This is a genomic window from Embleya sp. NPDC059213, from assembly GCF_042754445.1.
Classification (GTDB): Bacteria; Actinomycetota; Actinomycetes; order Streptomycetales; family Streptomycetaceae; genus Embleya.
On sequence record NZ_JBHZAV010000047.1, the window covers coordinates 1 to 22,924 of the forward strand.

Here is a 22,924-nt window from a genome sequence, read left to right on the forward strand (position 1 = left end):
ACCCCCGACGGGCCCGACCCAGCAACCCACCGCACCCCGAACCGCCAAAGCAGCCACCTCCAGCCCGTCCGGCGCTTGAGGACAAACAGGCCGCAGACCGGCCAACCCCCGACGGGCCCGACCCAGCAACCCACCACAACCCGAACCGCCAAAGCAGCCACCTCCAGCCCGTCCGGCGCTTGAGGACAAGCAGGCCGCAGGCCGGCCTCCCGACAGGCCCGACCCGGCAACTCACCCCAACCCAACCCGCGAACCCACCCAAACCCAGCCCGTCCGGCGCTTGAGGACAGGCAGGCCGGCCAACCCCCGACGGGCCCGCACGGCAACCCACCGCAACCCAACCCACCAACCCGAATCCAGCCCGTCCGGCGTTTGAGGACAAGCGCCGCAGGCCAGGCCATCCACTCGGCCCGTCCGGCGCGAGGACCGGCAGGGCGGCCAACCCCGCCACCGCCGCCCCCGGCGAATGTCACCGGCCCCGCCTAGCCTGAAAGGTATGTGCCGCAACATCACGACGCTCCGCGGACTCGACCCCGCCGCCACCGACGTGGAGATCGAAGCCGCCGCCCGCCAATACGTCCGCAAAGTAGGTGGCGTGCAGACCACGTCACCCCGCACCGAGGAGGCCGTCGAACGCGCCGTGGCCGCCATCGCCGAGGCCACGAAAACCCTGCTCGCCGAACTCCCCGAGCGTCGCCAACCACCCCCCACCCTCCCCCCGCTGCGCCGCCGCGAAGCCGCCGCCCGAGCCGCCGCCGAGACCCCTGCCGAGGCCCCCGCCCACACGCACTGACGGCCCCGCGACCGGCCCGACGCGACGCCCCGCCCCGCACCCCTCACAACCCGCGCGGCGCTCCGCAAAAGCCGCGCAACAGCCCCACCAAATCCCGCCGAACCCCCACGAAAACCCCGTCGCAGGCCACTGTGGGGCCACTCGGATACAGCTCGGAAACGACTCGGAAAAGCCTTCGCCGGCGGCTGCGGACACCTGCCTCGGACACCCGGTTGCCGGCCTCCGCCGCGTTATGGTGGATGGTCCCCGCCGCCCCCTCCGAGGAGCCTCACACACCGTGTCTGACTCGTTCGTTCACCTGCATGTCCACACCGAATACTCGATGCTGGACGGAGCGGCGAAGAACGACAAGCTGTTCGCCGAGGTGGCCCGTCAGGGCATGCCCGCGGTGGCGATGAGCGACCACGGCAACATGTTCGGCGCCTACGAGTTCCAGGGCACGTCCAAGAAACACGGCGTCAAGCCGATCATCGGCATCGAGGCGTACGTCGCCCCCAGCACCCGGCACGCCCGCCGCCCCGAGTTCTGGGCCCCCGGCGGCAAGCGCGCGCCGAGCGAGGACGGCGAGGGCGGCAAGGACGTCTCCGGTGGCGGCCGGTACACCCACATGACGATGTGGGCGGAGAACGCGCAGGGCCTGCGCAACCTGTTCCGCCTCTCCAGCCTCGCGTCCATCGAGGGCTACTACATGAAGCCCCGGATGGACCGCGAGCTGATCGCCCTGCACCACGAGGGCATCATCGCCACCACCGGCTGCCCCTCCGGCGAGGTGCAGACCCGGCTGCGCCTGGGTCAGTACGACGAGGCGATCAAGGCCGCCTCCGCGTACCAGGACATCTTCGGCAAGGAGAACTACTTCCTGGAACTGATGGACCACGGCCTCGACATCGAGCGCACGGTGCGTCAGGACCTGCTGCGGATCGCCAAGGAGCTGAGCATCCCGCTCCTGGCCACCAACGACTCGCACTACGTCACCGAGGACCAGGCCGACGCGCACGACTCGCTGCTGTGCGTGGGCGTGGGCAAGAACAAGGCCGACCCGAACCGGTTCAAGTTCGCCGGCACCGGCTACTACATCAAGACCTCGGACGAGATGCGCCGGCTGTTCGGCGAACTGCCCGAGTCGTGCGACAACACCCTCGCGATCGCCGAACGCATCCAGCCCTACGACGAGGTGTTCGCCGAGGTCAACCGGATGCCGCAGTTCGACGTCCCGGAAGGCGAGACGCAGGCGACGTACCTGCGCAAGAAGATCGCCACGGGCCTGAAGCACCGCTTCGGCGACGACCCGAGCCAGGAGGTACTGGACCGGATCGAGTTGGAGATGGGCGTGATCACGCCCATGGGCTTCGACTCCTACTTCCTCGTGGTCGCCGACATCTGCCAGTACGCCCGGGACAACGGCATCCCGGTCGGACCCGGTCGAGGCTCGGCGGCCGGTTCGATGGTGGCCTACCTCACCGGCATCACCGGCCTGAATCCGCTCGACTACGACCTGCTGTTCGAGCGCTTCCTCAACCCCGAGCGGATCAACCCGCCGGACGTCGACATCGACTTCGACGACCGCCAGCGCGACCAGATGGTGCGCTACGTCACCGAGAAGTACGGCTCGGCCTACACCGCCCAGGTCAACACCTTCGGCACGATCAAGGCCAAGGCCGCGATCAAGGACTCCAGCCGGATCCTGGGCTTCCCGTTCGCCACCGGCGACCGGATCACCAAGGCGTACCCGCCGGACATCATGGGCAAGTCGATGCCGCTGGCGGGCATGTTCGACAAGGATCACGCGCGCTACACCGAGGCCGGCGAGATCCGCGCGCTGTACGAGTCCGACCCCGAAGTGAAGATGGTGATCGACACCGCGCGCGGTATCGAGGGCCTGACCCGCGGCACCGGCGTGCACGCCGCCGCGGTGATCCTGTCCTCGACCCCGCTGATCGACCTGATCCCGCTGCACCGGCGGGACAAGGACGGCGTGATCATCACCGGCTTCGACTACCCGTCGTGTGAATCGATGGGCCTGGTCAAGATGGACTTCCTGGGTCTGCGAAACCTGGGCATCATCGATCACGCCATCAAGATCATCAAGGCCAACCGCGGCGTCGACGTCGACATCGAGAAGATTCCGCTCGACGACCCGACCACGTTCGAACTGCTCTCCCGCGGCGACACGTTGGGCGTGTTCCAGCTCGATGGCGGCCCGATGCGCGCACTGCTCAAGCTGATGAAGCCGACCGAGTTCGAGGACATCTCCGCCGTCTCCGCGCTGTACCGGCCCGGCCCGATGGGCATGAACTCGCACATCAACTACGCGCTCCGCAAGAACGGCCAGCAGGAGATCACGCCGATCCACCCGGAGTTGGAGAAGCCGCTCACCGAAGTCCTGGGCCCCACCTACGGCCTGATCGTGTATCAGGAGCAGGTGCAGCGTGCCGCGCAGGTGTTGGCCGGCTACAGCCTGGGCCAGGCCGACCTGCTCCGCCGCGCGATGGGCAAGAAGAAGAAGGAAGTCCTGGAGAAGGAGTTCATCCCGTTCCAGGAGGGTTGCCGCGAACGCGGCTACGGCGACGAGGCGATCCAGGCGGTGTGGGACGTGCTGGTCCCCTTCGCCGGCTACGCGTTCAACAAGTCGCACTCCGCCGCATACGGCCTGGTCTCCTACCAGACGGCCTATCTCAAGGCGAACTTCCCCGCCGAGTACATGGCCGCCCTGCTCACCTCGGTGGGCGACGAAAAAGACAAGATGGGCATGTACCTGGCCGACGCCAGGTCGGCCGGCATCCGGGTGCTCTCGCCCGACGTCAACGAATCCGTCGCCGACTTCACCGCCGTCGGCTCCGACGTACGGTTCGGCCTGCGGGCGATCCGCAACGTGGGCGACAACGTCATCAACGACATCGTCGAAGCACGCACCGGCAAGGGCAAGTTCAGCTCCTTCGCCGACTTCCTGACCAAGATCGGTCTGCCCGCCTGCAACAAGCGCGCGGTCGAATCACTGGTCAAGGCCGGGTCGTTCGACGCCCTCGGGCACACCCGCCGCGCCCTGGTCGACGTGCACGAGCAGGCCCTGGACGCGGTGGTGGGCCTGAAGAAGCAGGAGGCGGCGGGTCAGTACGACCTGTTCGGCGGCGGCGACGAAACCGCTGCGGAACCGGCCGTCGGCCTCGACTTCACCCTCACCGACCAGGAGTGGCCGCGCAAGCTCAAGCTGGCCACCGAGCGCGAGATGCTCGGCCTGTACGTCTCCGCGCACCCGCTCGACGGCGCCGAGCACATCCTGTCCCGGCATCGCGACACCTCGATCACCGAGCTGAAGAACTCCGGCCGCACCGAGGGCCAGGTGCAGTTGGCGGGCCTGATCACCGGCATCCAGCGCAAGGTCAACAAGAGCGGTTCGCCGTGGGCGATGATCAATCTCGCCGACCACGACGGCGAGATCGAGGTGTTGTTCTTCCCGCAGTCCTACACGCTGGTCGCACACGCGCTGGAGGAGGACGTCGCGGTCAGCATCAAGGGCCGGCTCAACGAACGCGACGGCGCGCTGAGCGTGTTCGGTTCGGAGTTGGTACCGCTGGACATCGGCTCGGCCGAACACGGCGGCAAGGCTCCGGTGTGCCTGCGGCTGCCCACCACCAAGGTCAACGAGAAGCTGGTGAAGGACATCAAGCGGGTGCTCTCCTCGCACCCCGGGGACAACCCGGTGCACCTGATCCTGGAGAGCGCCCGCATGCGCACCCGCTACAACCTCGACTTCCGGGTCAACCCGGAGGGTGGTCTCGCGGGCGAGATCAAGTCGATGCTGGGCGCGGGGGTCTGGAGCATCTGAGCCGGGAGCGGACCCGCCGGATCGGCGGGAACGGCCGAGGGGCCGGGACCACGAGAGTGCATCTCGTGGTCCCGGCCCCTTCGTCTTGCGCCCGGCGGTCGGCCACGCGGCCGTCGGCCGGGTGCGCGGCGCTCAGGCGTGTGTCCGGTCGTACTCCTCGCGCGCGGCCAGTACCTGTGGCATGTGGCTCTCCAGGTGCTTGATCAGATCGAGCAGCTTGGCCGCCGTCGCGTGGCCCGGTTCGGTGAGCGTGTACTCGACCCGGGGCGGGATCGCGCTGTGCACCTCGCGGAGCACGAAGCCGTCCCGCTCCAGCGCCTGGAGGGTCTGCGCCAGCATCTTCTCGCTGACCCCGTCGACCCGACGGCGCAGCGCGTTGAAACGCATCGGGCCGTCGTACAGCCCGCCCAGGACCAGCACGCCCCAGCGGCCGGTGATGTGCTCCATGGCCGCCCGCGAGACGCACTCCTTGGCGAACACGTCGAACTCGAACTCCGGGGTGGGATCCGGCCCGGTCTCGGTCACGGTTTCCATCGTTGCCCCCTTCGTTCTCCGCGGCTGCGGCTGGCTGCTGCGGCTGCTTCCGCGTCTGTATGGATCGAGGCTACCCCCGGGCCGGCACTTTCGAAAGTACTGCACTTTCTCACAGCTTGCACTTTCGAAAAGTTAGTGCAATCGTTTGGGCAGCGGCCGAACGACGGGTTCGGCACGGAAGAGAGGAACTCGTCATGATCGTCGTCACCGGAGCCACCGGGCAGTTCGGCCGCCTCGTCATCGACGCCCTGCTGGACCGCGGCACGCCGGCCTCGGAGATCGTCGCCGCGGTACGGACGCCGGCCAAGGCCGCCGACCTCGCCGCCCGGGGAGTCCAGGTGCGCGAGGCGGACTACACGCGGCCCGAAACCCTGGTACCGGCCTTCACCGGCGCGGACAAGCTGCTGTTCGTGTCCTCCAACGGCCCCGAGGCGGACCGGATCGCCCAGCACACCGCCGCGGTCGCCGCCGCCGCCGAGGCCCGGGTCGGGCAACTGATCTACACCTCGATCTACGCCGCGAGCGAGAGCCCGCTCGGCCTGTCCCGGGTGCACCGCGACACCGAGGCCCGGATCGCCGCCACCGGCCTGCCCGCCGTACTGCTGCGCAACGGCTGGTACACCGAGAACTACACCGGCTCGCTGGCCGGTGCCGTCGAGCGCGGTGCGGTCGCGGGCTCCGCCGGCGAGGGCCGGATCGCCTCCGCCTCGCGCGCCGACTTCGCCGAGGCCGCGGCCATCGTGCTGCTGAGCGACGACCAGGCCGGGAAGGTGTACGAACTCACCGGCGACAACAACTGGAGCCTGCCCGAGCTGGCCGCCGAGGCGGCGAAGCAGACCGGCAAGGAGGTCGCGTACGCGAACCTGCCGGCCGAGCAGTACACCGGCATCCTCAACGGCGTCGGCCTCCCCTCGTTCCTGGTCGAGCTGCTCGTGGACGCCGACCTCCGGATCGCCGAAGGCGCGCTCGAAGGCATCACCGGCGACCTGTCCACCCTGCTCGGCCGCCCGACCACGCCGCTCGCGGACACCGTCGCGGCAGCGCTGAAGGGCTGAGCCGGACACCGGCGACGAGGAAGCGCCCCCGGTCGCGGCATCGAGCCGCGGCGGGGGCGCTTCGGGTGTGGCGGGGTCGGCCGGTCCCGGTGCCCGCCGACGAAGCGCGTCGGCCGCGCCGCTTCACCGCGGGTGCGGCTCCCCCGGTACCGGCCCGAGCAGTCGTCGCAGCGCCGTGGGGGTGTACCCGAGCTCGGTCCGCACGGTCCGGGAAAGGTGCGCCTGATCGGCGAAGCCGAGGTCGACCGCCAGCGCGGCCAGGTCGCCCTCGCCCGCCGCCAGACGATCCAGCACCCGGCCGAGCCGGACCCGGTTCCGGTATCGGGTGATCGAGACGCCCATCTCCCGGGAGAAGACCCGGCTCAGCCGATACGGCGACGCCCCGATCGACTCGGCCAACGAGAACAACGCGCCGGAGGCGGCGTCTCCACTCGTGATCGCCTCACGCGCCGCCGCGACCAGGCGCCGGTCGTCGGACCCCGACGCGAGCGAACGCGGTCGCGGTCGCACGACCACCCGATCGACCGCATGCCGAACCAGGGTCAACATCTGCTCGGCGAGCGCGTAGTCGACATCTCCGCCCTCGGCGGCCGACAGGCAACGTCGATGCGCCAGATCGAGCGCCGCGTCGACGTAGAGCGCCGAACACCTCGGACGCCGGCCCGGGTCGCCCGCCACATCCACCCACACCTGCGGCGCGACCCGCACCGACGTACACACGTCGCCGCCGGCGGGGTGGGCAAAACACTCCTCCTGGCCCGGGACTCCGACGTAGCCGACGGTCCGATCCAGCTCGGCGTCCACACCGTCGACCCGACGCCGGAACCGACCACTGCGCACGAGCACGATGCGGTGACCGTCGTGTTCCTCGGGTGGTGTCCAGTGTCGATGGTCGCTCAGGCACCGCACCGCGCTCACCACGAACGCCGGCCGGGCGACGAGATCGACGGACGACAACACGCTTCCACGCTACGCGCGCGAACCGACAGCGGCGGCGCAGGCCGCACGCCCCGCGCCCCTCGGCGCCGCATCCGCTTCGCGTCCGCGTCCGCGTCCGCGTCGGCGTCCGCGTCCGCGTCGGCGTCCGCGTCCGCTACGCGCAAGGATGTTCAAGACCCGGGCGGGTCCGGCCGGCAGGCTCGAAATGAGCGCACATCGTGCCGAAGCCCCCGTCCGAACCGGAGAGTTCCCATGACGTACATCCACGAAGAACGCATCGTCGAGGCCGACGCCGAGGACGTCTGGGCGATCGTCGGCGAATTCGAGACGGGGCCGGTCCGGATGGCTCCGGGCTTCGTGGTGGAGAGTCGATTGGAGGAGCCCGGCATTCGATTCGTCACCTTCGCCAACGGCACGACCGCCCGCGAACGCCTGATCGAGGTCGATCCCGAAGAACGCAGCTTCACCTACGCGGTGATCGGCGGCAGCGCCACACCCACCCACGACCGGGCAACCATGCGGGTACGACCGGCCACCACCGGTCACTGCACCTTCTCCTGGACCCGCGACGTGCAGCCCGACACTCTCGCGGAGTCGATGCGGCAGGCGATGGCACACGGCGCCGACCTGATCAAGAGCACGATGGAAGACCGAGCCCGAGCGGCCGGCCCAGCGAAGTAGGCCCGGCCGGCCGCCCCGGGATCAGCCCAGTTCGGCCTCGATCAGGTCGGCCGCGCGGACCGCGCCGCCCTCGGCACGTGCCTGGTCCCGCAGCCGGGCCGAGCGGGCGGCCACCTCCGGGTCCGAGGTCAGGGCGAGGAGGGCCCGGCGCAGGGCCTCCGGCGTGGCGTCCGCCGTGTCCAGGCGCTCGGCCACGCCCAGTTCGACCAGGCGATCCGCGTTGGCGAACTGCTCGGCACCCTGCGGTACGGCGATCATCGGCACACCGGTCGTCAGTCCCTCGCCGCAACCACCCATGCCGGCGTGCGTGACGAACGCGTCGGCCTGCCGCAGGATGGCCAACTGCGGGACCCAGGTGTGCAGTTCCACATTGTCCGGAATCGCCCCGAGGCCCGCCGGGTCGGTATGCCGGCCGATCTGAAGCACCACATGCCACCCCGGCAGGTCGCCGAAGGCCGCGAGGCACCGCCGATAGAACTCCGGCTGCCGGGTGAACGCCGAACCCAGCGAGATCAACAACACCCGCTCGGCGCCCGCCGGGCGGGTCCACTCCCCCTGATCGGCACGCCGACCCGGACACGGACCGACGAAGTCGACCACGTCCGGGTCCACCCGCTCCGCATTCGGCTGCATCGCGCGCGCCACCGTGGCCACGACCCGGCGGGGCCGGCCGCCGAACAGGTCCACGTCCGTGGTGGTCGCGCCGGAGTCCGCGAGCCAGGCGGCGAATCGCGCCCAATACGCGTCCGCGCCCGGCAGTTGCTTCATCCCGGGCAGCACCTCTTCCTCGTAGCCCTGCCAGGCCACATACGTCGGCGAGAGCTGTACGATCGGCCGCCCCTGGCTCTCGGCCAGTGCCCGGGCGGCATACGCGCCGATGTCGTAGAGGTACAGATCCGCGGGGTCGTGGTCGTACGCCGCACGCAACTGCGGCAGCGCCTTGATCGCATCGTCCAGGAACACGCCCATCGCGCCGATCGCATCGGCCGGCCAGTCGTTGTCGGCGACCGGAAGTGTGGAGCGGTACGGCACGAACTCGGCCCCGGTCGGTGCGATCAGGTCGGCGACGGCGGGGTCGTTGGCGTAGCTGACGCGATGGCCTCGATCGGCCAGTTCGCGGATGACTTCGAGGCTGGGCAGGACATGGCTGACGGCGGGGATGCCGATCATCGCGATGTGGGCACGGCGACGCTGAGACATGAGCATTCTCGTTTCGGATCTACGGCGGATGGACACGACAGTCCGACGCCCCGGGTGTCGGCACGCACGTCACGCGCCGCCCGGTGCGGGCGGATCGAGGGCACAGCCCTCGCCGATGTCAGCCGTAGATCTGTACGAAAAGCATGTGATCGACGCTACCCCGAGCTCCGGTCGTGAACCAACCGATTTTTGGGGCCGATCGTGGCACCGGCCGAACCGGGGGCATCATCGTGGGTCCGGGGCGCCGTTTCGGACGTAACCGAGGTCGATCGGCGGTACCGGCGGGCCGGCGTTCGTCACGGCCGCGAGCAACTCCGGCAGTTGCGGCGGCCACAGCGGCTCGGTGTCGCCGGCCAACTCCTCGGGCGTCCACCAGCGCCACCACAGAATCCGGTCCGCCGCGTGTGCCGCGACGAGATCGCCGATCGGGTCTCGGCGCGGGCCCCGGGCCAGGAAGATCCGTTCGCGCTGCCGGACGGGGATCCCGGCGCGGGTGAAGTCGTGCTCCCAGAGGCAGAACACGGCGCCGACCTCGACGTCGGTCCAGCCGGTCTCCTCGCGCAGTTCGCGCTCGGCCGCCCGGATCGGTGCCTCGCCCGGCTCCAGTCCCCCGCCCGGCATCGCCCAGTGCACGCCGACTTCCTCGTTGTCGTACCGGAACATGAAGACCGCTCCGCCCGAGTCCAGCACCGCAACACGAGCCGCCTGCCTCGGTATTCGCATCGGGACACCCTGCCGGCGCCGTTCGGCCGTGTCGACGCCCGGCCCGCCTTGTCCCGCCCCGGATGCGGGGCTCCGGGGCGGGACAGGGCGAGCCGGGGGGTGGCCAGGTCGGAGGGAACTCGGTGGCCGGCTCCCGGCGTTCGCCTCGAACCACCGCCTGGACGCGGTGGCTCGGCACGGCCTGGCCGGCCGAGCGGGACGAACGGGTCGGGGTGCAGTGGGGCAACTTCGGGTCACCGCCGCCGGGCCGGGCCGCGACGACGCGGAACCGGCCGGGCAGCCCACCCGACTGCCCACACACCGAGCCGACTTCCCAGGTCCCGGGGCGCGATCCGGGGTCCGCCACCCGGCTCCGCGCCCGACAGCCAGTCAGTCAGGACTTGAGCTGGGTGAACCGGATCCGATTGCCGAAGGGATCACGCAGCCCGCTCCAACGCCCGCGCATACTCCCGATCCATCACATCCCGAGCCCGAAGCATCCGCCGATTGCTCTCCGCCACCCCATGCCTCACCCGCCCATCCCATCGCGCCACACCGAACCGCGCCGATGCCCCGGGCCGAGAGGTCGGCCGGTCCGTCCCGCAACATCCCCCATCGAAAGGGATCACGATGCGCGTCTCCGTCATCGGCTGCGGTCACCTCGGCGTTCCGCACGCCACGGCAATGGCCGAACTCGGCCACGAGGTGGTCGGCGTCGACATCGACCCCGCTCGCGTCGGGCACCTGAACCTGGGCGAGTCCCCGATCCACGAACCGGGCCTGCCGCAACTCCTGGCCTCGCACACGGCGTCGGGGCGGTTGCGGTTCACCACGGACTTCGCCGAGGCCGCGTGGTTCGCCGACGTGCACTTCCTCGCCGTGGACACGCCGCTCGACGCCGTCGGCCGCACGTACGACACCGGCCGACTCTTCGCCGCTGCGAGCGCTCTCGCGAGCCACCTGTCCCGGCCTTGCACGATCATCGGCAAATCCACGGTCGCCGTCGGCACCACCGCGCGCCTCACCGCGCTCGTCGAACACATCGCCCCCGACGTCGACATCCGGGTGGTCTGGAATCCCGAATTCCTGCGCGAGGGCGAGGCCCTCGAAAACAGCCTGTACCCCGACCGCATCATCGCCGGCGTCACCGATGCCGGGGCGGAAAAGGTCATCCGCGAGGTGTACGCACCACTCCTCGACGCCGGCGTCCCGCTGCTCGTCACCGACCCCGCCACGGCCGAACTCGCCAAAGGCGCCGCGAACGCCTTCCTCGGTCTCAAGATCTCCTTCATCAACGCCATCGCCGACATGTGCGCCGCGGCGGACGCCGACGCCATGACCCTCGCGGCAGCACTCGTCCACGACTCCCGGATCGGTACGGCCGGCCTGCGCCCGGGCCTCGGTTACGGCGGGGGCTGCCTCCCCAAGGACATCCGCGCCTTCACCACGGACGCCGAACGACTCGGCGTGCCCGAGATGGCGACCCTCCTACGCGCCGCAGAGCAGATCAACGACGCCCGCACCGCCCGCGCCCTCGACCTGATCGTGTACGCCCTGCACGGCAAACCCGTGCGCGATGCCGCCATCACCATCTGGGGCGCCGCCTACAAACCCGGCACCGACGACGTCCGCGAATCCCCTGCCCTCGAACTCGCCGTCCGACTCGCGAGCGCAGGCGCCCACGTACGCGTCCACGACCCGCAGGCCAACACCACCGCAGCCGCCCGCCACCCCGAACTCGACTACGCCACCGACCTCGAAGCCTCCTGCCACGGCGCCGACGTCATCGTCCTGGCCACCGCCTGGCCCCAATTCCGCCACGCCGACCCACGCGCCCTACACCCCCTGCCCACCGAACCGATCCTGGTCGACCTCCCCAACGACCTGGACCCCCACCCATGGCGCACCGCCCACTGGACCGTCCACCAACCGGGCCGCCCGGAAGCCGCCTTGCCGACTCCCCCGACGGCCCGTCCGAACGACATTCCCGACACGAGCGCGGCACCGTAACGACCCACCTCCGGCCCCTGCGCGGGCAGCGTGCCCAAGTTCCGTGTCGATGCAACGCCGGACCGCGCAGCCGCCGATCCTGGTACCGGTCGGGTGCTTGTCGGCAGCCCGGCCGGCCCGGCGTCGCCGCCGAGCCACGCCATGCCCGCCGTCGACCGAGCCGGCGCCGGTCCGCTCGCGGGTCCCGGTGACGGCCGACGAGGAGAAGGACGAGCCCGAACGTGTCCACTGCGCCCACGATCCTGAGTGATGTCCCCGGCTCCTTCGCCTGGGGCGTTTTCCACGAGCGGCACCCGAAACTCATTCGCCGGGTACTCGACGCTCTGCCATACGGACCGACCGAGCGGGCTGCGGTCGAGGAACTCCTGTCCGAGAGCACCGGCGGCGTGCTGGAGCCGCTCGGCGAGAGCGCCCACGATCATCGGCAGTGGCTGGAGTGGGGCGAGGGCCTGTTCGGACGGCCGTGGGGCGAGGCGCCGTTCCTGTGGGCCGAGAGCTACTTCTACCGCAGGCTGCTCGAAGCCACCGGCTACTTCCGACCCGGGACCTGGCAGGGCATCGACCCGTTCGCGCCGCTGAAGAACGCCGAGTTGGCCGGCCCGGCCGTCGACGCCGAGTCGGCGGCTCTCGACGACCTGCCATCCTTGTCCGCCGACCAGCGGGCAAAGGTGCTGCTCTCGTCGGCTCTCTGGGGCAACCGGGCGGACCTCGGCTTCCGAATCACCGCCTCGGCGCCGGACACCCGATCCCCCGCCCTGATCGCGGACGACAGTCCGCTCCTGTGGTCCGCGCTCGCTGCCGCGAACAACCCGAGGGTCTGTGTCATCGCGGACAACGCGGGACGGGAACTGCTGCCCGACCTCGTCCTGATCGACCATCTCCTCACGAGCGGACCGGCCGCCGAGGTCGTCCTCTACGTCAAGCCCGCCCCCTACTACGTGTCGGACGCGACCACCGCCGACGTCCTCGCGACCCTCGACCGCCTCCGCTTCGCACCGGGGCAGGAGGCACGACTGATCGGCCGTCGACTCCACCGGGCAATGAAGGACGGCATCCTCATGGTCCGCACCCACCGGTTCTTCTGCGCGCCGCTGCCGTTCCACGACATGCCCGCCGACCTCAGGGCAGAGCTGTCCGGGGCCACGATGACGATCGGCAAGGGCGACCTCAACTACCGCCGCCTCGTCGGAGATCGACTCTGGGATGCGACAACCCCGTTCGCCGAGCGGGTCGACCACTTCCCGTCCCCGGTGGCTGCCCTGCGTACGTTGAAGTCGGACGTCGTCGTCGGCCTCACCGCACCGATGGTCGCCGAGCTGGACGCCACCGGGGAGCCGTGGCGCACCAGCGGCAAATACGGTCTCATCCAGGCCCACGCGGGAACGTAATCCCGCCCGGACCCGATGGAACCGGCACAGGACGCCGGCGGCGGTCGATCCTGTACCCGATCGAGGAAACCGACAGCCTGAACCTCTCGTCTCGTCGGTCCGAGGGCGCCCGGGACTCGGGCTTCCTTCCCTGGCGGCAGCAGGAAGTCCTCAGGCAGGCTCGGGAGTTACGCGGCCCACCTCCGGCATGGCTTCGTCGTCCGCCTCACCTTCGCATTCGGCGTCGGCGTCGGCGTCGGTTCGGCGAAGAGCAGAGTGGGCTCGGTGAGAATGTCCCGTCCGGCCTCGATGCGATAGATCTCGTCCACGCTGCCGAATCTCGCCGTGGTGTAGTCGAGTTCGAGCAGAGCGGCGGCCTGCCGGACCGAGGGTGCGTCGGGGCCCTCGATCTCCAGGAAGGTGGGCAGGCCGGGCCAGGTGTCGAGGTCGAATGTGACCCCTCCGAGGACCCACTCCTCGCGGTAGTTCTCCTGATAGCGGACCTCCCGAAGCCCGAGGCTGCGCAGGATCTCGGCCATGGCGGGCAGATCGGTGACCCCGGTCTCGATCTCGGTCGTGCCGTCGATGGTGGTGGCGTCGGTGACCTGCTTGAGGGTCAGGGTCGAGCGGATCCCCTCGCTGCGCAACCGCAGCCATCGGCCGCCGGTCAGGGTGTCGTGCTCGAAAATCTTGCGGGTGAGCAGCGTGCGGGGGAACGCTCGCACGGCGCCGAGTTCGATCAGCCGCGCCCGGACATCGGCAACGTCGACAGCGAGGAATTTGGCTTCGTACTCGTGCTTCATCGATCTGTCTTCTTCCTGGTCGTCGTCCGGGGGCCTCCGTCGCGGCGAGGCGCGCGGTCTGCCCCGGCCGAGGCCGCCGGTGATGCCCCGGCCACTCCGGTGGGACCTGATGCCGGGATATCCACTCACGCCGCACTCACACAGATGGCCCCGGACCAAAGGTTGGGACGGCCTCTGCTCTCCGGGCTCTGCTGCTGCCGCAGTCATGGCGAAGCCCAGCAATACGGATTATGTCGAAGTAGACTTAGACGTAATAAGTCGCAGTCAATCTGTGGGGGATTCGATGGAGAACGGTCTGCCGGCCAAGCCTGGCGACGTGGTCGACCGGGACCGAGAGTGGAACCTTCTCGCGGAGTTCCTCGCTGATCCGGATCCCGCGATGCGGCTCGGCATCGTGTCCGGCCGACGGCGGCACGGGAAGTCGTACCTTCTGCAGGCCTTGTCCGAGCAGGTCGGCGGCCTGTATGTCACGGCGGTCCGGGAAGAGGGGCGGCTGCCTGCGATCCGGCGGTTCAGCGATGCGGTCGCCGCCCATGCCGGTCTGCGGTCCGGCAGTCTGCGCCTGACGGATTGGCGTGATGTGCTGTCCAATGCCCTGGATGTGACCGCCCGTTCACCGCACCCGCTGTTGGTGATCGACGAACTGCCGTACCTGCTGCAGCACTCACCTGAGATCCCGGGCCTGCTCCAGCAGCTTTACGACGAGCGCCAGCGTGGCGCGCGGCCCGGGGACGGGCCGGGCCCGCGGTTGATCCTGTGCGGTTCCGCGATGAGTGTCATGCATGAGCTGTTGTCGGGGACGAAGCCGCTGCGGGGCCGGGCCGTGGTCGACCTGCGCCTGGGGCCGTTCGACTACCGGGACAGCCGCGCCTTCTGGCAGATCAAGGATCCGCTGACCGCGTTGAAGGTGCACGCGGTTCTCGGCGGTGCACCCGGCTACCGGCCGGTGGCTGCCCGCCCGCATCCGGATGACGGCTTCGACGCCTGGCTCACCCGCACCCTCCTCGACCCGGGCCGCGCGGTGTACTCGCGCACCGAGACCGAGTACCTCCTGCGGGAGGACCCGCGGATCACGCAGCACACGCTGTACTACGACATCCTCACCGCCATCGCCCAGGGCGCCACCACCCCCACCAAGATCGGCGCGGCCCTTGAGCGTCCGCGCAACGCCGTTGCCCACCCTCTCGGGGTGCTGGAGTCGACCGGGTATATCCGGCGTGAGCAGGACATCCTGCGTACCCGGCACCCGGTCATCACGCTCGCGGATCCGGTCATCCGCTTCAACCAGTTGATCACGCTGCCGCAGGCGGCCGCAGTGGAGCAGGGCTTCGCCGAGCAGGTGTGGCAGCAGGCCGCTCCGACCTTCAACTCCAAGATCCTCGGACCGCACTTCGAGGACCTGGCCCGCGACTTCACCCGTCGCTACGCCTACAGCCTGCTGCCCACAAGTCTGCCCGGCCCGGTCGGCACCACCGAGGTCGCCGATCCGGCCGCCCGAACCAAGCACGAGGTCGACGTCATCGCCCTGGCGGCCGGCGAACGACCGCAGTCCGCCCGCGCGAAGATCGCCCTCATCGGGGAGGCCAAGGCGACCGCCGCCCGCCGCGGCACGGGAGACCTGCAACGTCTGGAGCACATTCGCACTCTGCTGGCCGACCAAGGGCACGACACCACCGGCACCACGCTGGCCTTGTACTCCCTACACGGCTTCTACCCCGACCTGATCGAACTGGTGGGCCGACGGAACGACATCCTCCTAGTCGACCTGCCCACCCTCTACGGGGAGTAATTCGGTGTGGCGAAAGTGGCTCCGGACCGGCCCGGAGTCCCTGGGCGATCCGGCGACCGGCTTCCCTGCGGAAGCGCCGTATCCGCCGCGACTCCATTGCCGCGACCACCCGCCGCTGCAGAACCTCCTGCACAGCAGGCTCGGCCACCGCCTGTCCCCCTCGATCGGCACTCGACGAGCAGGAACGAACCATCGCCGCCTCGTCGGGATCAACTCTGGGACGCCACAACCGCGTTCGCCGAGAGTCAGCCACTTCCCGTCCCCGGTGGCTGCCCTGCGTACGTGAAAGTCGGACGTCGTCGTCGGCCTCGACGGACCGGTGGTCGCCGGGCTGGACACCACAGGGGAGCGATGGCGCACCAGCGGCAAGTCCGGCACGCCATGGTCGCGAGATGGCCTCCCGACCTGCACGGTTCAACCGCTCAGGGCTTGCCTGAGCGGGGAGCCCGACCACGGGGCGTCAAGCGTGTGGGACACGGAGTCGAGATCCGATGCTTCGGTCGTCTGTGTCAACGGGTATCGACGTCCCTCTCAGCGGAAGTCCGCCGCGTGGTCCACCGCCCACTCCAGGAAGGATCGGGCCGGGGTGCCCGTGATGCGCTCCACCTCATCGTTGACCGGCTCCGGATTGTCGAGCATCTCCGCCTGGGCCGGCAGCACGGCCTCCACCAGCTCCGCCGGCCAGCCCGCCGCCTTCATCTGCTCGGCGGCCTCGTCCAGTGTGATCTCCTCAAACCGCACCGGCCGCCCGATCGCCTCGCCGATCAGCGCCACCTGCCGTTCCTGAGTGATCGGTTCGAGGCCGGTGATCAGGGGGCGGGCGCCGAGCAGGGCGTCGGTCGTCAGCGCCTGAACGGCGACTGCGGCGATGTCCGCCTCGTGGATCAGCGGGCGGGCCAACCTTGCCAGCGCCGCCCGTACCGCACCGGTGGTGCGGACCTCCTCCGCCCAGCCCAGCGTGTTGCTCGCGAACCCGGTGGGCCGCAGCGCCGTCGACTCCAGGCCCGATGCCTCGATCAGCCGCTCCAACTCCGTGTGGAACATGGTGATCGCCTCGCCCGGCTTCTCCTCCTGGCTCCCGACGCCGGCGGATGACAGGTACACCACCCGTCGGGCGTGCTTCCCGATCGCGTCGATCACCTCCGACGCGCCCTCGGCGCTCAGGAACGGCCACACCAGGAAGACCGAATCGACGCCCTCCAGAGCCGTGTCCAGCGACGCGGGATCACCGAGATCGCCGCGTACCGCCTGCACACCTTCCGGGAAGTCCGCCTCCCCTCTCACCAGCGCCCGCACGGGCACGCCCGCCGCGTGCAGTCGGGTCACCACCGCGCCGCCGACCTTTCCGGTCGCGCCGGTCACCAGGATCCTGGGCTGTGTCATCGGAATCTCCTCGTCTCGCCGTTCGATGACACGACCCTCGTACCTCAACGAAGGTTGAGGTCAAGCAGCACGTCACCACGCCCTTGCCGTCGACCCGGAGGACCAGGGTTCGAGGGTGCAGGCCAGGGACGCGGTCGGACCGTCCGGAGGCCGATGCCTTTGCGCAGGCGATTCCCGTGATCCGGTCATCTGCACGACTGGATCGTGCTCGTCGACGCCGCGGCTTGCACCGGCCGTGCGCAGGCGCGACGCGATCCTCGACAGCAGGCGCCTGGTCAGCGGGAACTCGGGCCCGAGACGCGTGTCAGCACGCGACGCCGGGCCGGCGCCATACTGCCGGGACGTCGTCGAACACTGCCCGCGCTTCGGCCCGGCTTCCGCGTTGAGCACGAGACGGGCTCCCAGCCTGCGGACGGCGGACGGGTCGAGACCGACACCGCGACGACTCCCCCTCTGGAGCGTCGATCAGACCGCGTGGATCAGTGCCGTGGACGCCGTCGAGGTAGTGCTACAGCAGGCTGACCAGGCGCCCAACCGCTCACGCAGACGGCCCCGGACCAGAGGTCCAGGGCCGCAAAAGGACTACGTTCGCCGTGTTTATGCTGGTCAGCAGCCCAAACCCGGCCCTGACGCGAGTGGGCCGTCAGGGGATCGAACCCTGAACCCGCGGATTAAAAGACCCCCGCTTTCCGGACCGGCGAGTGACGGGGGATGACGGGCCATGTCGCCCTCTCCCAGGCCACGCCCGTATGGCGGATGCCCAATGTCGTTTGATGCCACGCGGTTTCGGGGCGTCCGGGCACACCCGGAGCACACCGGCCCCCGTGGTCCGCCGCAACTCCTGCATGCGACGAAGCAGCCCCAGCACGGTGACCCAATCACCGGCCGGGGCCTGGACCGAACCCCTTCGCATCAAGGAGTCCAGCCGTGAGCAGAAAGGTACAACCTCCGCCCATCCCCTTGTCGGACGCCGTGAAGGCGATCCTGACGACCGCTACCCGTCGGGCTCGCCGGGTTCTGAAGCAGGCCGACACCGCCGGTCCCCTCGCGTTGCACGGGCATTCGACCCGGTTCCGCGTGGGTGACGTCGACGTGCGGCTCGACGTGACCGTGCGCGGCGCGGACTGTGACTATCCGGTCCCCGCGTTCGAGACTCCCAGGGTGTGGGGGTCCGCGCCGGTCCCGACCCCCGACACTGCGGCGTGCGGCTCGGTCCGCCCCGGGTGCTGGTGTGGTCAGCCGATCAACCCCACGCGCCTGCCGTGTGTGCTCCCGGCCGGGCACACCGACCGGCACACCGACGCGTTCGGGGCGACGTGGCCGGATGAGGCTTTTCCGGTTGACCCTGCCAACCCCCTCACCATTGGGTCCCGGCAGGACCCTACGGGTGGGGCGGGTCCCGGTGTGGATCTGGCCGTTCATGCCCGGATGGCGCGGCAGGTGCTCGACGACGTCACGGCGACGGAGATCGGTACGGCGGCGTGGAGCACGCTGCTGTACGAACGGGGCGCGCTGGTGGGCGCGCTCACCGTGCTGCTCGACGCGATCGACGAGGCCCAGGCGTGAGCCGCGGTGCGACCGAGTGGGACTCGGTGGCAAACGAGATCCGAGAACTGCGGGTCCTGTCACGCCGGATCACCGCGGCGTTGATCACGATCGCGGTCGTGGCGATGGTGTTCACGGCGGCATCGGTGACCCGGTTCGCGATCGGGCACGACGTGTCGGTGTGGATCGCGTGGACCCTCGACCCGATGGTCGCCGGCGCCTTGTTGACCGTGCTCCTGGTGGACGCGCGGCTCGTCGAGCTGGGGACGGCGCCGGCCGGGTGGGCGACCGCGCTGCGGTGGTTCGCCGGCCTGGGCACGTGGGTGATGAACGTGTGGTCGTCGGTGTGGCCGGACGGCGGCTTTGGTGTGCCGACCGAAGTCGACGCGGCCGGGGTCGTGTTGCACTCGATTCCGCCCGTGCTGTTGATCGTGCTGGCCGAAGCGGCGACCGGGTACCGGCGGGTGATCGCGGATCGGATCCGCCACCTTGAGGGCCGCGCCGCGGTGGCAGGGGGTACCCATGGTGTGGGCACCCCTGGTGGTCTTGCGGACCGGCCGGATCCGCGTGGCTCTGCGGGCAACGCGGGTCGGGGGCTTCACACTCGGACCCCCCGGGGATACACGCCAGCGGGTACCCCCAGGGTGTCCATGGCGGTGGACACCCTCAAGGGGCTTCACAGTCTGAACACCCTTGGAGGCGCAGTTGTGGGCGGCGTGCCCACCACTGCCGACCACCTTCGCGGTGCCGCGCACATGGCCGGCGAGAGGTCAGCAGGTCACGCTGACCCCTGGTCGGGTGCCGGTCCCCATGGGGTCGTCGAGACGACCGACCGGGTGACCATCGACGTGACCACGGGGCCGACCACTTCGGTGGTTGCGCCGGTGGTGGACGAGCCTGTCGTGTCCGGTCCGCCGGGCGGTCGCGCGGACGACCGGCAGCACGACCAGGCCGACGCTTCGGACGACGTCCGCCCCGTGGATGCCATGGCCGTTGACGACGAGTGCGACTCCCCGTCAGCCGCGAAGGGTGTCGGCACTGTGGACACCCCTGCCCTGTCGCCGGTCGAGCTGCGGAGGCGGGCCCGGCGGATGCACCGCGACGCGGTGGCGTCGACCAGGCGCCCGGTCACGATCGAGGCGTTGCAGAGCGAGTTGGGCCTGTCGCGTCGCGCGGCGGCCGAGCTGCGCCGTGAAGTCGTCGCGCTCAACGGCGTGGCCCGCCACTGAGGGACACCGCGTCCTTCTGTCGCCCTTCTCAGGCGATCCCCTGAAAACCCACGCGGGCCCCGGCAATGCTTGGCGGCGGCCGGGGCCCGCTCTCCCCATCGAGGAGAACCCCGATCATGGCTCACCTGATTCAGCATGGGCGAGACGACGAGCCCGCGCACACCAACGTCGTCCCCATCCGGCGCCCGGCGGCCGTGCCGGACACCGACGAGATGATCCGGCAAGCCGGTCTCGCGCCGGGTGGCAACCGTGGCGATACGTCCACGGTTCCCGGTGGCGGGAAGCCCACCGACACAACCGCCGGATCGACCACCGACACGACCAGGACAACGACCACCGGACGACCGTGGCACCGGGTGGTAGCAGGTCGTCGAGTGGTACCCGGGGCGGTCTCCCGGTGGTCGCCCGGCTGGTCGGCCGCACGCTGCTGTACGGCACCGTCGGCACCGGCCGGGGCATCCGGCACACGTGGCGATGGGTACGAGCCGACGAGTACGCCGAGCACCGCGCGAACAAGCCCGAGTTGGTCGAGCAGGTACGGCGCAGGCGTCGCCGGGCCGTGGCGTGGTCGGCCGGTCCGGTCGCGGTCGTCGGCGTGGTCGACTCGGTACCCGCGTTCGCCGCGCCACGCTGCCGGCTGCTCGACCGCATGGGCACCGCCGGCGACCTGCTCGCGGGGGCGAGCGGCGCGGCGCACTGGGGCCCGACTCCGTACCTGCTCGGCACTGCCGTGTTCGGCACCGCGGCGGCGGCCGAGTGGTGGCGTCGGCGACCGAAGGACGGCGGACCCGCCCTGCTGACCGGTCGCATGGGCAGCAAGGCCGTGCGCGAGGCGTTCGCCGCGGCGAAGCTCGGCACGGTGCGGGTGGTCGGGCCGGTCGTTCGGGACGGCGAAGCGTGGGTGTCGATGGTCGAGTTGCCCAGTGGCGTCCCGGCCGGGAAGGCGATCGGCCGCGGCGCGGAGTTGGCGTCCGCGTTCGGCACCGATCCCGCACAGGTGGACATGACCACGGTGGTCGGGCACGGCGGCCGGCTCATGCTCCGGGTGTTCGACGAGCACCCGTTCGCGGGCCCGTCGCCCGCCAACCCGATCGCCCGCCCCGGGGTCGGGGCAACGGACATGTGGGGCAGGGTCGAGTTGTTCCGGGACGTGCGCGGGAATCCGGTCACGGTGTCCGCGTTCGAGTCCTCGTTCTTCTTCGGTGGGCAGCCGGGCGCGGGCAAGTCGATGTCCGCGCTCGCGCTGCTCATGGCGATCGGCATGGACCCGCACGCCGAGTTGTGGCTCACCCCGGTGAAACAGGGCGTGGACTCCCAGGCGTGGCACCCGATCTGTCACCGGCTCTCGACTCCGGACGACGCGGGATCGGTGGTCGATCTGCTGACCGATCTGGTCGCCGAGATGATGCGCCGCTACCGGGTGATCCTCGCGCGCAAGGCAAAGAAGCTCGCCCCGGACATGGGCGAACGGCTGCTGTTCCTGTGGTGCGACGAACTGGCCGGCCTGTGCCTGGACCCGCAACACGGCAAGGACATCAAAGAGCTGCTCCGCAAGCTCGTCGCGGAGGGACGCGCCGCGGGCATCGTGCCGTGCCTGCTCACCCAGAAGCCCGAGGACAAGGTCGTGCCCTCGTACATCCGGGACAACATCAAGTACCGGTGGGCCGGCCGCTGTTCCACCCCCGAGATGTCGGACACCATCCTGGGCCGGGGCATGGCCGCCCAGGGCTTCAACGCGCAGGACTTCGCGGAGGAGCACTTGGGAGCCGGGTGGTTCCTCTCCGAGAAGTCCAAGCCCCAGCGGGTGCGCGGCTTCTTCACCCCGGACGACCGCGCGGACGACGTCGCCCGGCGGGCCCTGGAGTTGCGCTCCGCCGCGGGCACCCTGCCGGTGACCGACCTCGACCCGCGCGCCGTGTTCCTGAGTCAGGTGCTCGCGATCGTCGGGGACCGCGCCCGGATCGCGTCCGCCGAGCTGGCCGACAGGCTCGACCAGGCCGCCGACGCCGAGCACGTCGCGACCCTGCTCCGGCCGCTCGGCGTCACTCCCGGGTCGCTGTGGATCGACGGGGGAACCAAGCGCGGATACGAGCGGGACGACCTCGAAAAGGCCCTGGAAGCCCTGTAATCCGGGGTGTGCGTGGGGTGCAAGATCTTGCCCGGGAGGCGCAAGGATCCCGCACCCCCCGCATGGTGGGGGCAAGGCCGCGACCAGCGATCTTGCACCCCTTGCGGGGGGTTCGGCCTACTCGTCGTCGAGCGGGAACACGGTGCGGTACTCCAGTTCGCGGCGCGACCCGGGCACCACGATGTCCGCGGTCTCGACCGGGCGTCCGTCGGTGTCCCAGTAGGTGCGCTCGATCGTGAGCACCGGCGCGCCGAGCGGTTCGCCCAGCCGCTCGGCTTCGTCGGCGGACGCCGGCCGGGTGGACACGACCTCGGACGACTCGGCGACGCGCACACCGATCGCGGCCATCCGATCCACCACGCCCTTCCCCGCCAACGGACCCTCCTCCGGGAGCAGGATCGGCGTGGCGCCGGTGATGGCGAGCGGCTCCCAGGACGTGGACAGCATGACCGGCTCGTCGTCCGCGAGGAACACGTACACCGTGCGCATCACGCGGTCCCCGGGGTCGATGCCCAGACGCTCGGCCACCTCCGGCGGCGCGGTGGTCGTCGACGACTTCGAACGCCACGTGCCCGAGTGCCCGCGGTCCTCCATGTCCGCGCGGAAGGGCGACCCGCGACCGCGCTCCGGCCGCGGCGTGCGCAGGATCCGCGTCACCTCCGGACGCTCTCGCACGAACGTGCCCGCGCCCGGCCGGGTGATCGCCCACCCCTCCGAGACCAGGACGTGCACGGCCTGTCGGGCGACGGTCTCGCTCACGCCGTAGTGCGCGCACAACTCGAACCGGGACGGCAACGCGCCCCCGCCGGCGGCGAATTCACCCGCGCCGATCCGGTTGCGCAGGTCGTTCGCGATGCGTCGGTACGCCGGTTCCTCGCCGAAGACCATGGGCCCCTGCCTCACTCGCTCGCGCGTGCTCTCACGTACAGGTTGACGTAGC

17 protein-coding genes are annotated in these 22,924 nt (G+C 70.3%); 10 read left to right on the forward strand and 7 right to left on the reverse strand.

The window, feature by feature from the left end; all coding sequences use genetic code 11:
* Positions 1-496: 496 nt before the first annotated feature.
* Complete coding sequence (locus ACFXMF_RS19240) at positions 497-793, forward strand: DUF2277 domain-containing protein (protein WP_360312028.1); 297 nt, start codon at positions 497-499, stop codon at positions 791-793.
* 277 nt (positions 794-1,070) lie between these two features.
* Positions 1,071-4,619, forward strand: a complete 3,549-nt coding sequence (gene dnaE, locus ACFXMF_RS19245; protein ID WP_360312030.1) for a DNA polymerase III subunit alpha — start codon at positions 1,071-1,073, stop codon at positions 4,617-4,619.
* Positions 4,620-4,751: 132 nt separating this feature from the next.
* Here dnaE and ACFXMF_RS19250 read toward each other — a convergent pair whose 3' ends face one another.
* Entirely contained in the window at positions 4,752-5,153 is a 402-nt protein-coding gene (locus ACFXMF_RS19250) for a helix-turn-helix domain-containing protein (RefSeq protein WP_360312032.1), read from the reverse strand.
* Between the two features lie 194 nt (positions 5,154-5,347).
* On the opposite strand from ACFXMF_RS19250, the gene ACFXMF_RS19255 reads away from it, so the two are divergent.
* Entirely contained in the window at positions 5,348-6,208 is an 861-nt protein-coding gene (locus ACFXMF_RS19255) for an SDR family oxidoreductase (RefSeq protein WP_379989869.1), read from the forward strand.
* A 123-nt stretch (positions 6,209-6,331) separates the two neighbouring features.
* Here the strand turns inward: ACFXMF_RS19255 and ACFXMF_RS19260 are convergent, their stop codons facing one another.
* Entirely contained in the window at positions 6,332-7,168 is an 837-nt protein-coding gene (locus ACFXMF_RS19260) for a helix-turn-helix domain-containing protein (RefSeq protein WP_380018161.1), read from the reverse strand.
* A 231-nt stretch (positions 7,169-7,399) separates the two neighbouring features.
* On the opposite strand from ACFXMF_RS19260, the gene ACFXMF_RS19265 reads away from it, so the two are divergent.
* On the forward strand, positions 7,400-7,828 hold the full coding sequence (locus ACFXMF_RS19265; RefSeq protein WP_379990084.1) for an SRPBCC family protein: 429 nt from the start codon (positions 7,400-7,402) through the stop codon (positions 7,826-7,828).
* Between the two features lie 21 nt (positions 7,829-7,849).
* Here the strand turns inward: ACFXMF_RS19265 and ACFXMF_RS19270 are convergent, their stop codons facing one another.
* Together ACFXMF_RS19270 and ACFXMF_RS19275 are read right to left on the reverse strand one after the other, a co-directional pair.
* Positions 7,850-9,034 carry a macrolide family glycosyltransferase gene (locus ACFXMF_RS19270; RefSeq protein WP_379990083.1) on the reverse strand — a complete coding sequence of 395 codons (1,185 nt, stop codon included), beginning with the start codon at positions 9,032-9,034 and terminating at the stop codon, positions 7,850-7,852.
* Between the two features lie 219 nt (positions 9,035-9,253).
* Positions 9,254-9,751: an NUDIX hydrolase gene (locus ACFXMF_RS19275; protein ID WP_379990082.1), complete on the reverse strand. Its 498-nt coding sequence runs from the start codon at positions 9,749-9,751 to the stop codon at positions 9,254-9,256.
* 609 nt (positions 9,752-10,360) lie between these two features.
* Here ACFXMF_RS19275 and ACFXMF_RS19280 point away from each other — a divergent pair.
* Both ACFXMF_RS19280 and ACFXMF_RS19285 read left to right on the forward strand, forming a co-directional pair.
* The gene (locus tag ACFXMF_RS19280; RefSeq protein ID WP_379990081.1) at positions 10,361-11,740 is read left to right on the forward strand and encodes a UDP-glucose dehydrogenase family protein; all 1,380 of its coding nucleotides are present in this window, start codon (positions 10,361-10,363) and stop codon (positions 11,738-11,740) included.
* Between the two features lie 221 nt (positions 11,741-11,961).
* On the forward strand, positions 11,962-13,128 hold the full coding sequence (locus ACFXMF_RS19285; protein ID WP_360312046.1) for a damage-control phosphatase ARMT1 family protein: 1,167 nt from the start codon (positions 11,962-11,964) through the stop codon (positions 13,126-13,128).
* Positions 13,129-13,295: 167 nt separating this feature from the next.
* Here the strand turns inward: ACFXMF_RS19285 and ACFXMF_RS19290 are convergent, their stop codons facing one another.
* A complete protein-coding gene (locus ACFXMF_RS19290; RefSeq protein ID WP_379990080.1) occupies positions 13,296-13,910 on the reverse strand; it encodes a class IV adenylate cyclase in 615 nt (204 codons plus the stop codon).
* A 283-nt stretch (positions 13,911-14,193) separates the two neighbouring features.
* Between ACFXMF_RS19290 and ACFXMF_RS19295 the strand changes: the two genes are divergently transcribed.
* Positions 14,194-15,699: an ATP-binding protein gene (locus ACFXMF_RS19295; RefSeq protein ID WP_379990086.1), complete on the forward strand. Its 1,506-nt coding sequence runs from the start codon at positions 14,194-14,196 to the stop codon at positions 15,697-15,699.
* Between the two features lie 531 nt (positions 15,700-16,230).
* On the opposite strand, the gene ACFXMF_RS19300 is transcribed toward ACFXMF_RS19295, so the two are convergent.
* Complete coding sequence (locus ACFXMF_RS19300) at positions 16,231-17,082, reverse strand: NAD(P)H-binding protein (protein ID WP_360312048.1); 852 nt, start codon at positions 17,080-17,082, stop codon at positions 16,231-16,233.
* A gap of 1,428 nt (positions 17,083-18,510) precedes the next feature.
* Here ACFXMF_RS19300 and ACFXMF_RS19305 point away from each other — a divergent pair.
* The 3 genes from ACFXMF_RS19305 (at position 18,511) to ACFXMF_RS19315 (ending at position 21,984) form a co-directional block, all read left to right on the forward strand.
* Positions 18,511-18,648, forward strand: coding sequence for a hypothetical protein (locus tag ACFXMF_RS19305; protein ID WP_379990079.1), 138 nt, complete (start codon positions 18,511-18,513; stop codon positions 18,646-18,648).
* A complete protein-coding gene (locus tag ACFXMF_RS19310; RefSeq protein WP_379990078.1) occupies positions 18,645-19,856 on the forward strand; it encodes a hypothetical protein in 1,212 nt (403 codons plus the stop codon). Before ACFXMF_RS19305 ends, ACFXMF_RS19310 begins: the two co-directional genes overlap by 4 nt.
* Positions 19,857-20,253: 397 nt before the next feature.
* The gene (locus ACFXMF_RS19315) at positions 20,254-21,984 is read left to right on the forward strand and encodes an FtsK/SpoIIIE domain-containing protein (protein ID WP_379990077.1); all 1,731 of its coding nucleotides are present in this window, start codon (positions 20,254-20,256) and stop codon (positions 21,982-21,984) included.
* A gap of 117 nt (positions 21,985-22,101) precedes the next feature.
* Here ACFXMF_RS19315 and ACFXMF_RS19320 read toward each other — a convergent pair whose 3' ends face one another.
* Entirely contained in the window at positions 22,102-22,872 is a 771-nt protein-coding gene (locus ACFXMF_RS19320; RefSeq protein WP_379990076.1) for a GntR family transcriptional regulator, read from the reverse strand.
* Positions 22,873-22,924 lie beyond the last annotated feature (52 nt).

Excerpts from the sequence above, each read along its gene's own strand:
- ACFXMF_RS19290 (WP_379990080.1), bottom strand. The coding sequence starts at position 13,910 with ATGAAGCACGAGTACGAAGCCAAATTCCTCGCTGTCGACGTTGCCGAT.
- ACFXMF_RS19270 (WP_379990083.1), bottom strand. The coding sequence starts at position 9,034 with ATGCTCATGTCTCAGCGTCGCCGTGCCCACATCGCGATGATCGGCATC.
- ACFXMF_RS19250 (WP_360312032.1), bottom strand. The coding sequence starts at position 5,153 with ATGGAAACCGTGACCGAGACCGGGCCGGATCCCACCCCGGAGTTCGAG.
- ACFXMF_RS19240 (WP_360312028.1), top strand. The coding sequence starts at position 497 with ATGTGCCGCAACATCACGACGCTCCGCGGACTCGACCCCGCCGCCACC.
- ACFXMF_RS19265 (WP_379990084.1), top strand. The coding sequence starts at position 7,400 with ATGACGTACATCCACGAAGAACGCATCGTCGAGGCCGACGCCGAGGAC.
- ACFXMF_RS19275 (WP_379990082.1), bottom strand. The coding sequence starts at position 9,751 with ATGCGAATACCGAGGCAGGCGGCTCGTGTTGCGGTGCTGGACTCGGGC.
- ACFXMF_RS19320 (WP_379990076.1), bottom strand. The coding sequence starts at position 22,872 with ATGGTCTTCGGCGAGGAACCGGCGTACCGACGCATCGCGAACGACCTG.
- ACFXMF_RS19300 (WP_360312048.1), bottom strand. The coding sequence starts at position 17,082 with ATGACACAGCCCAGGATCCTGGTGACCGGCGCGACCGGAAAGGTCGGC.
- ACFXMF_RS19295 (WP_379990086.1), top strand. The coding sequence starts at position 14,194 with ATGGAGAACGGTCTGCCGGCCAAGCCTGGCGACGTGGTCGACCGGGAC.
- ACFXMF_RS19255 (WP_379989869.1), top strand. The coding sequence starts at position 5,348 with ATGATCGTCGTCACCGGAGCCACCGGGCAGTTCGGCCGCCTCGTCATC.
- ACFXMF_RS19280 (WP_379990081.1), top strand. The coding sequence starts at position 10,361 with ATGCGCGTCTCCGTCATCGGCTGCGGTCACCTCGGCGTTCCGCACGCC.
- ACFXMF_RS19305 (WP_379990079.1), top strand. The coding sequence starts at position 18,511 with ATGGCGCGGCAGGTGCTCGACGACGTCACGGCGACGGAGATCGGTACG.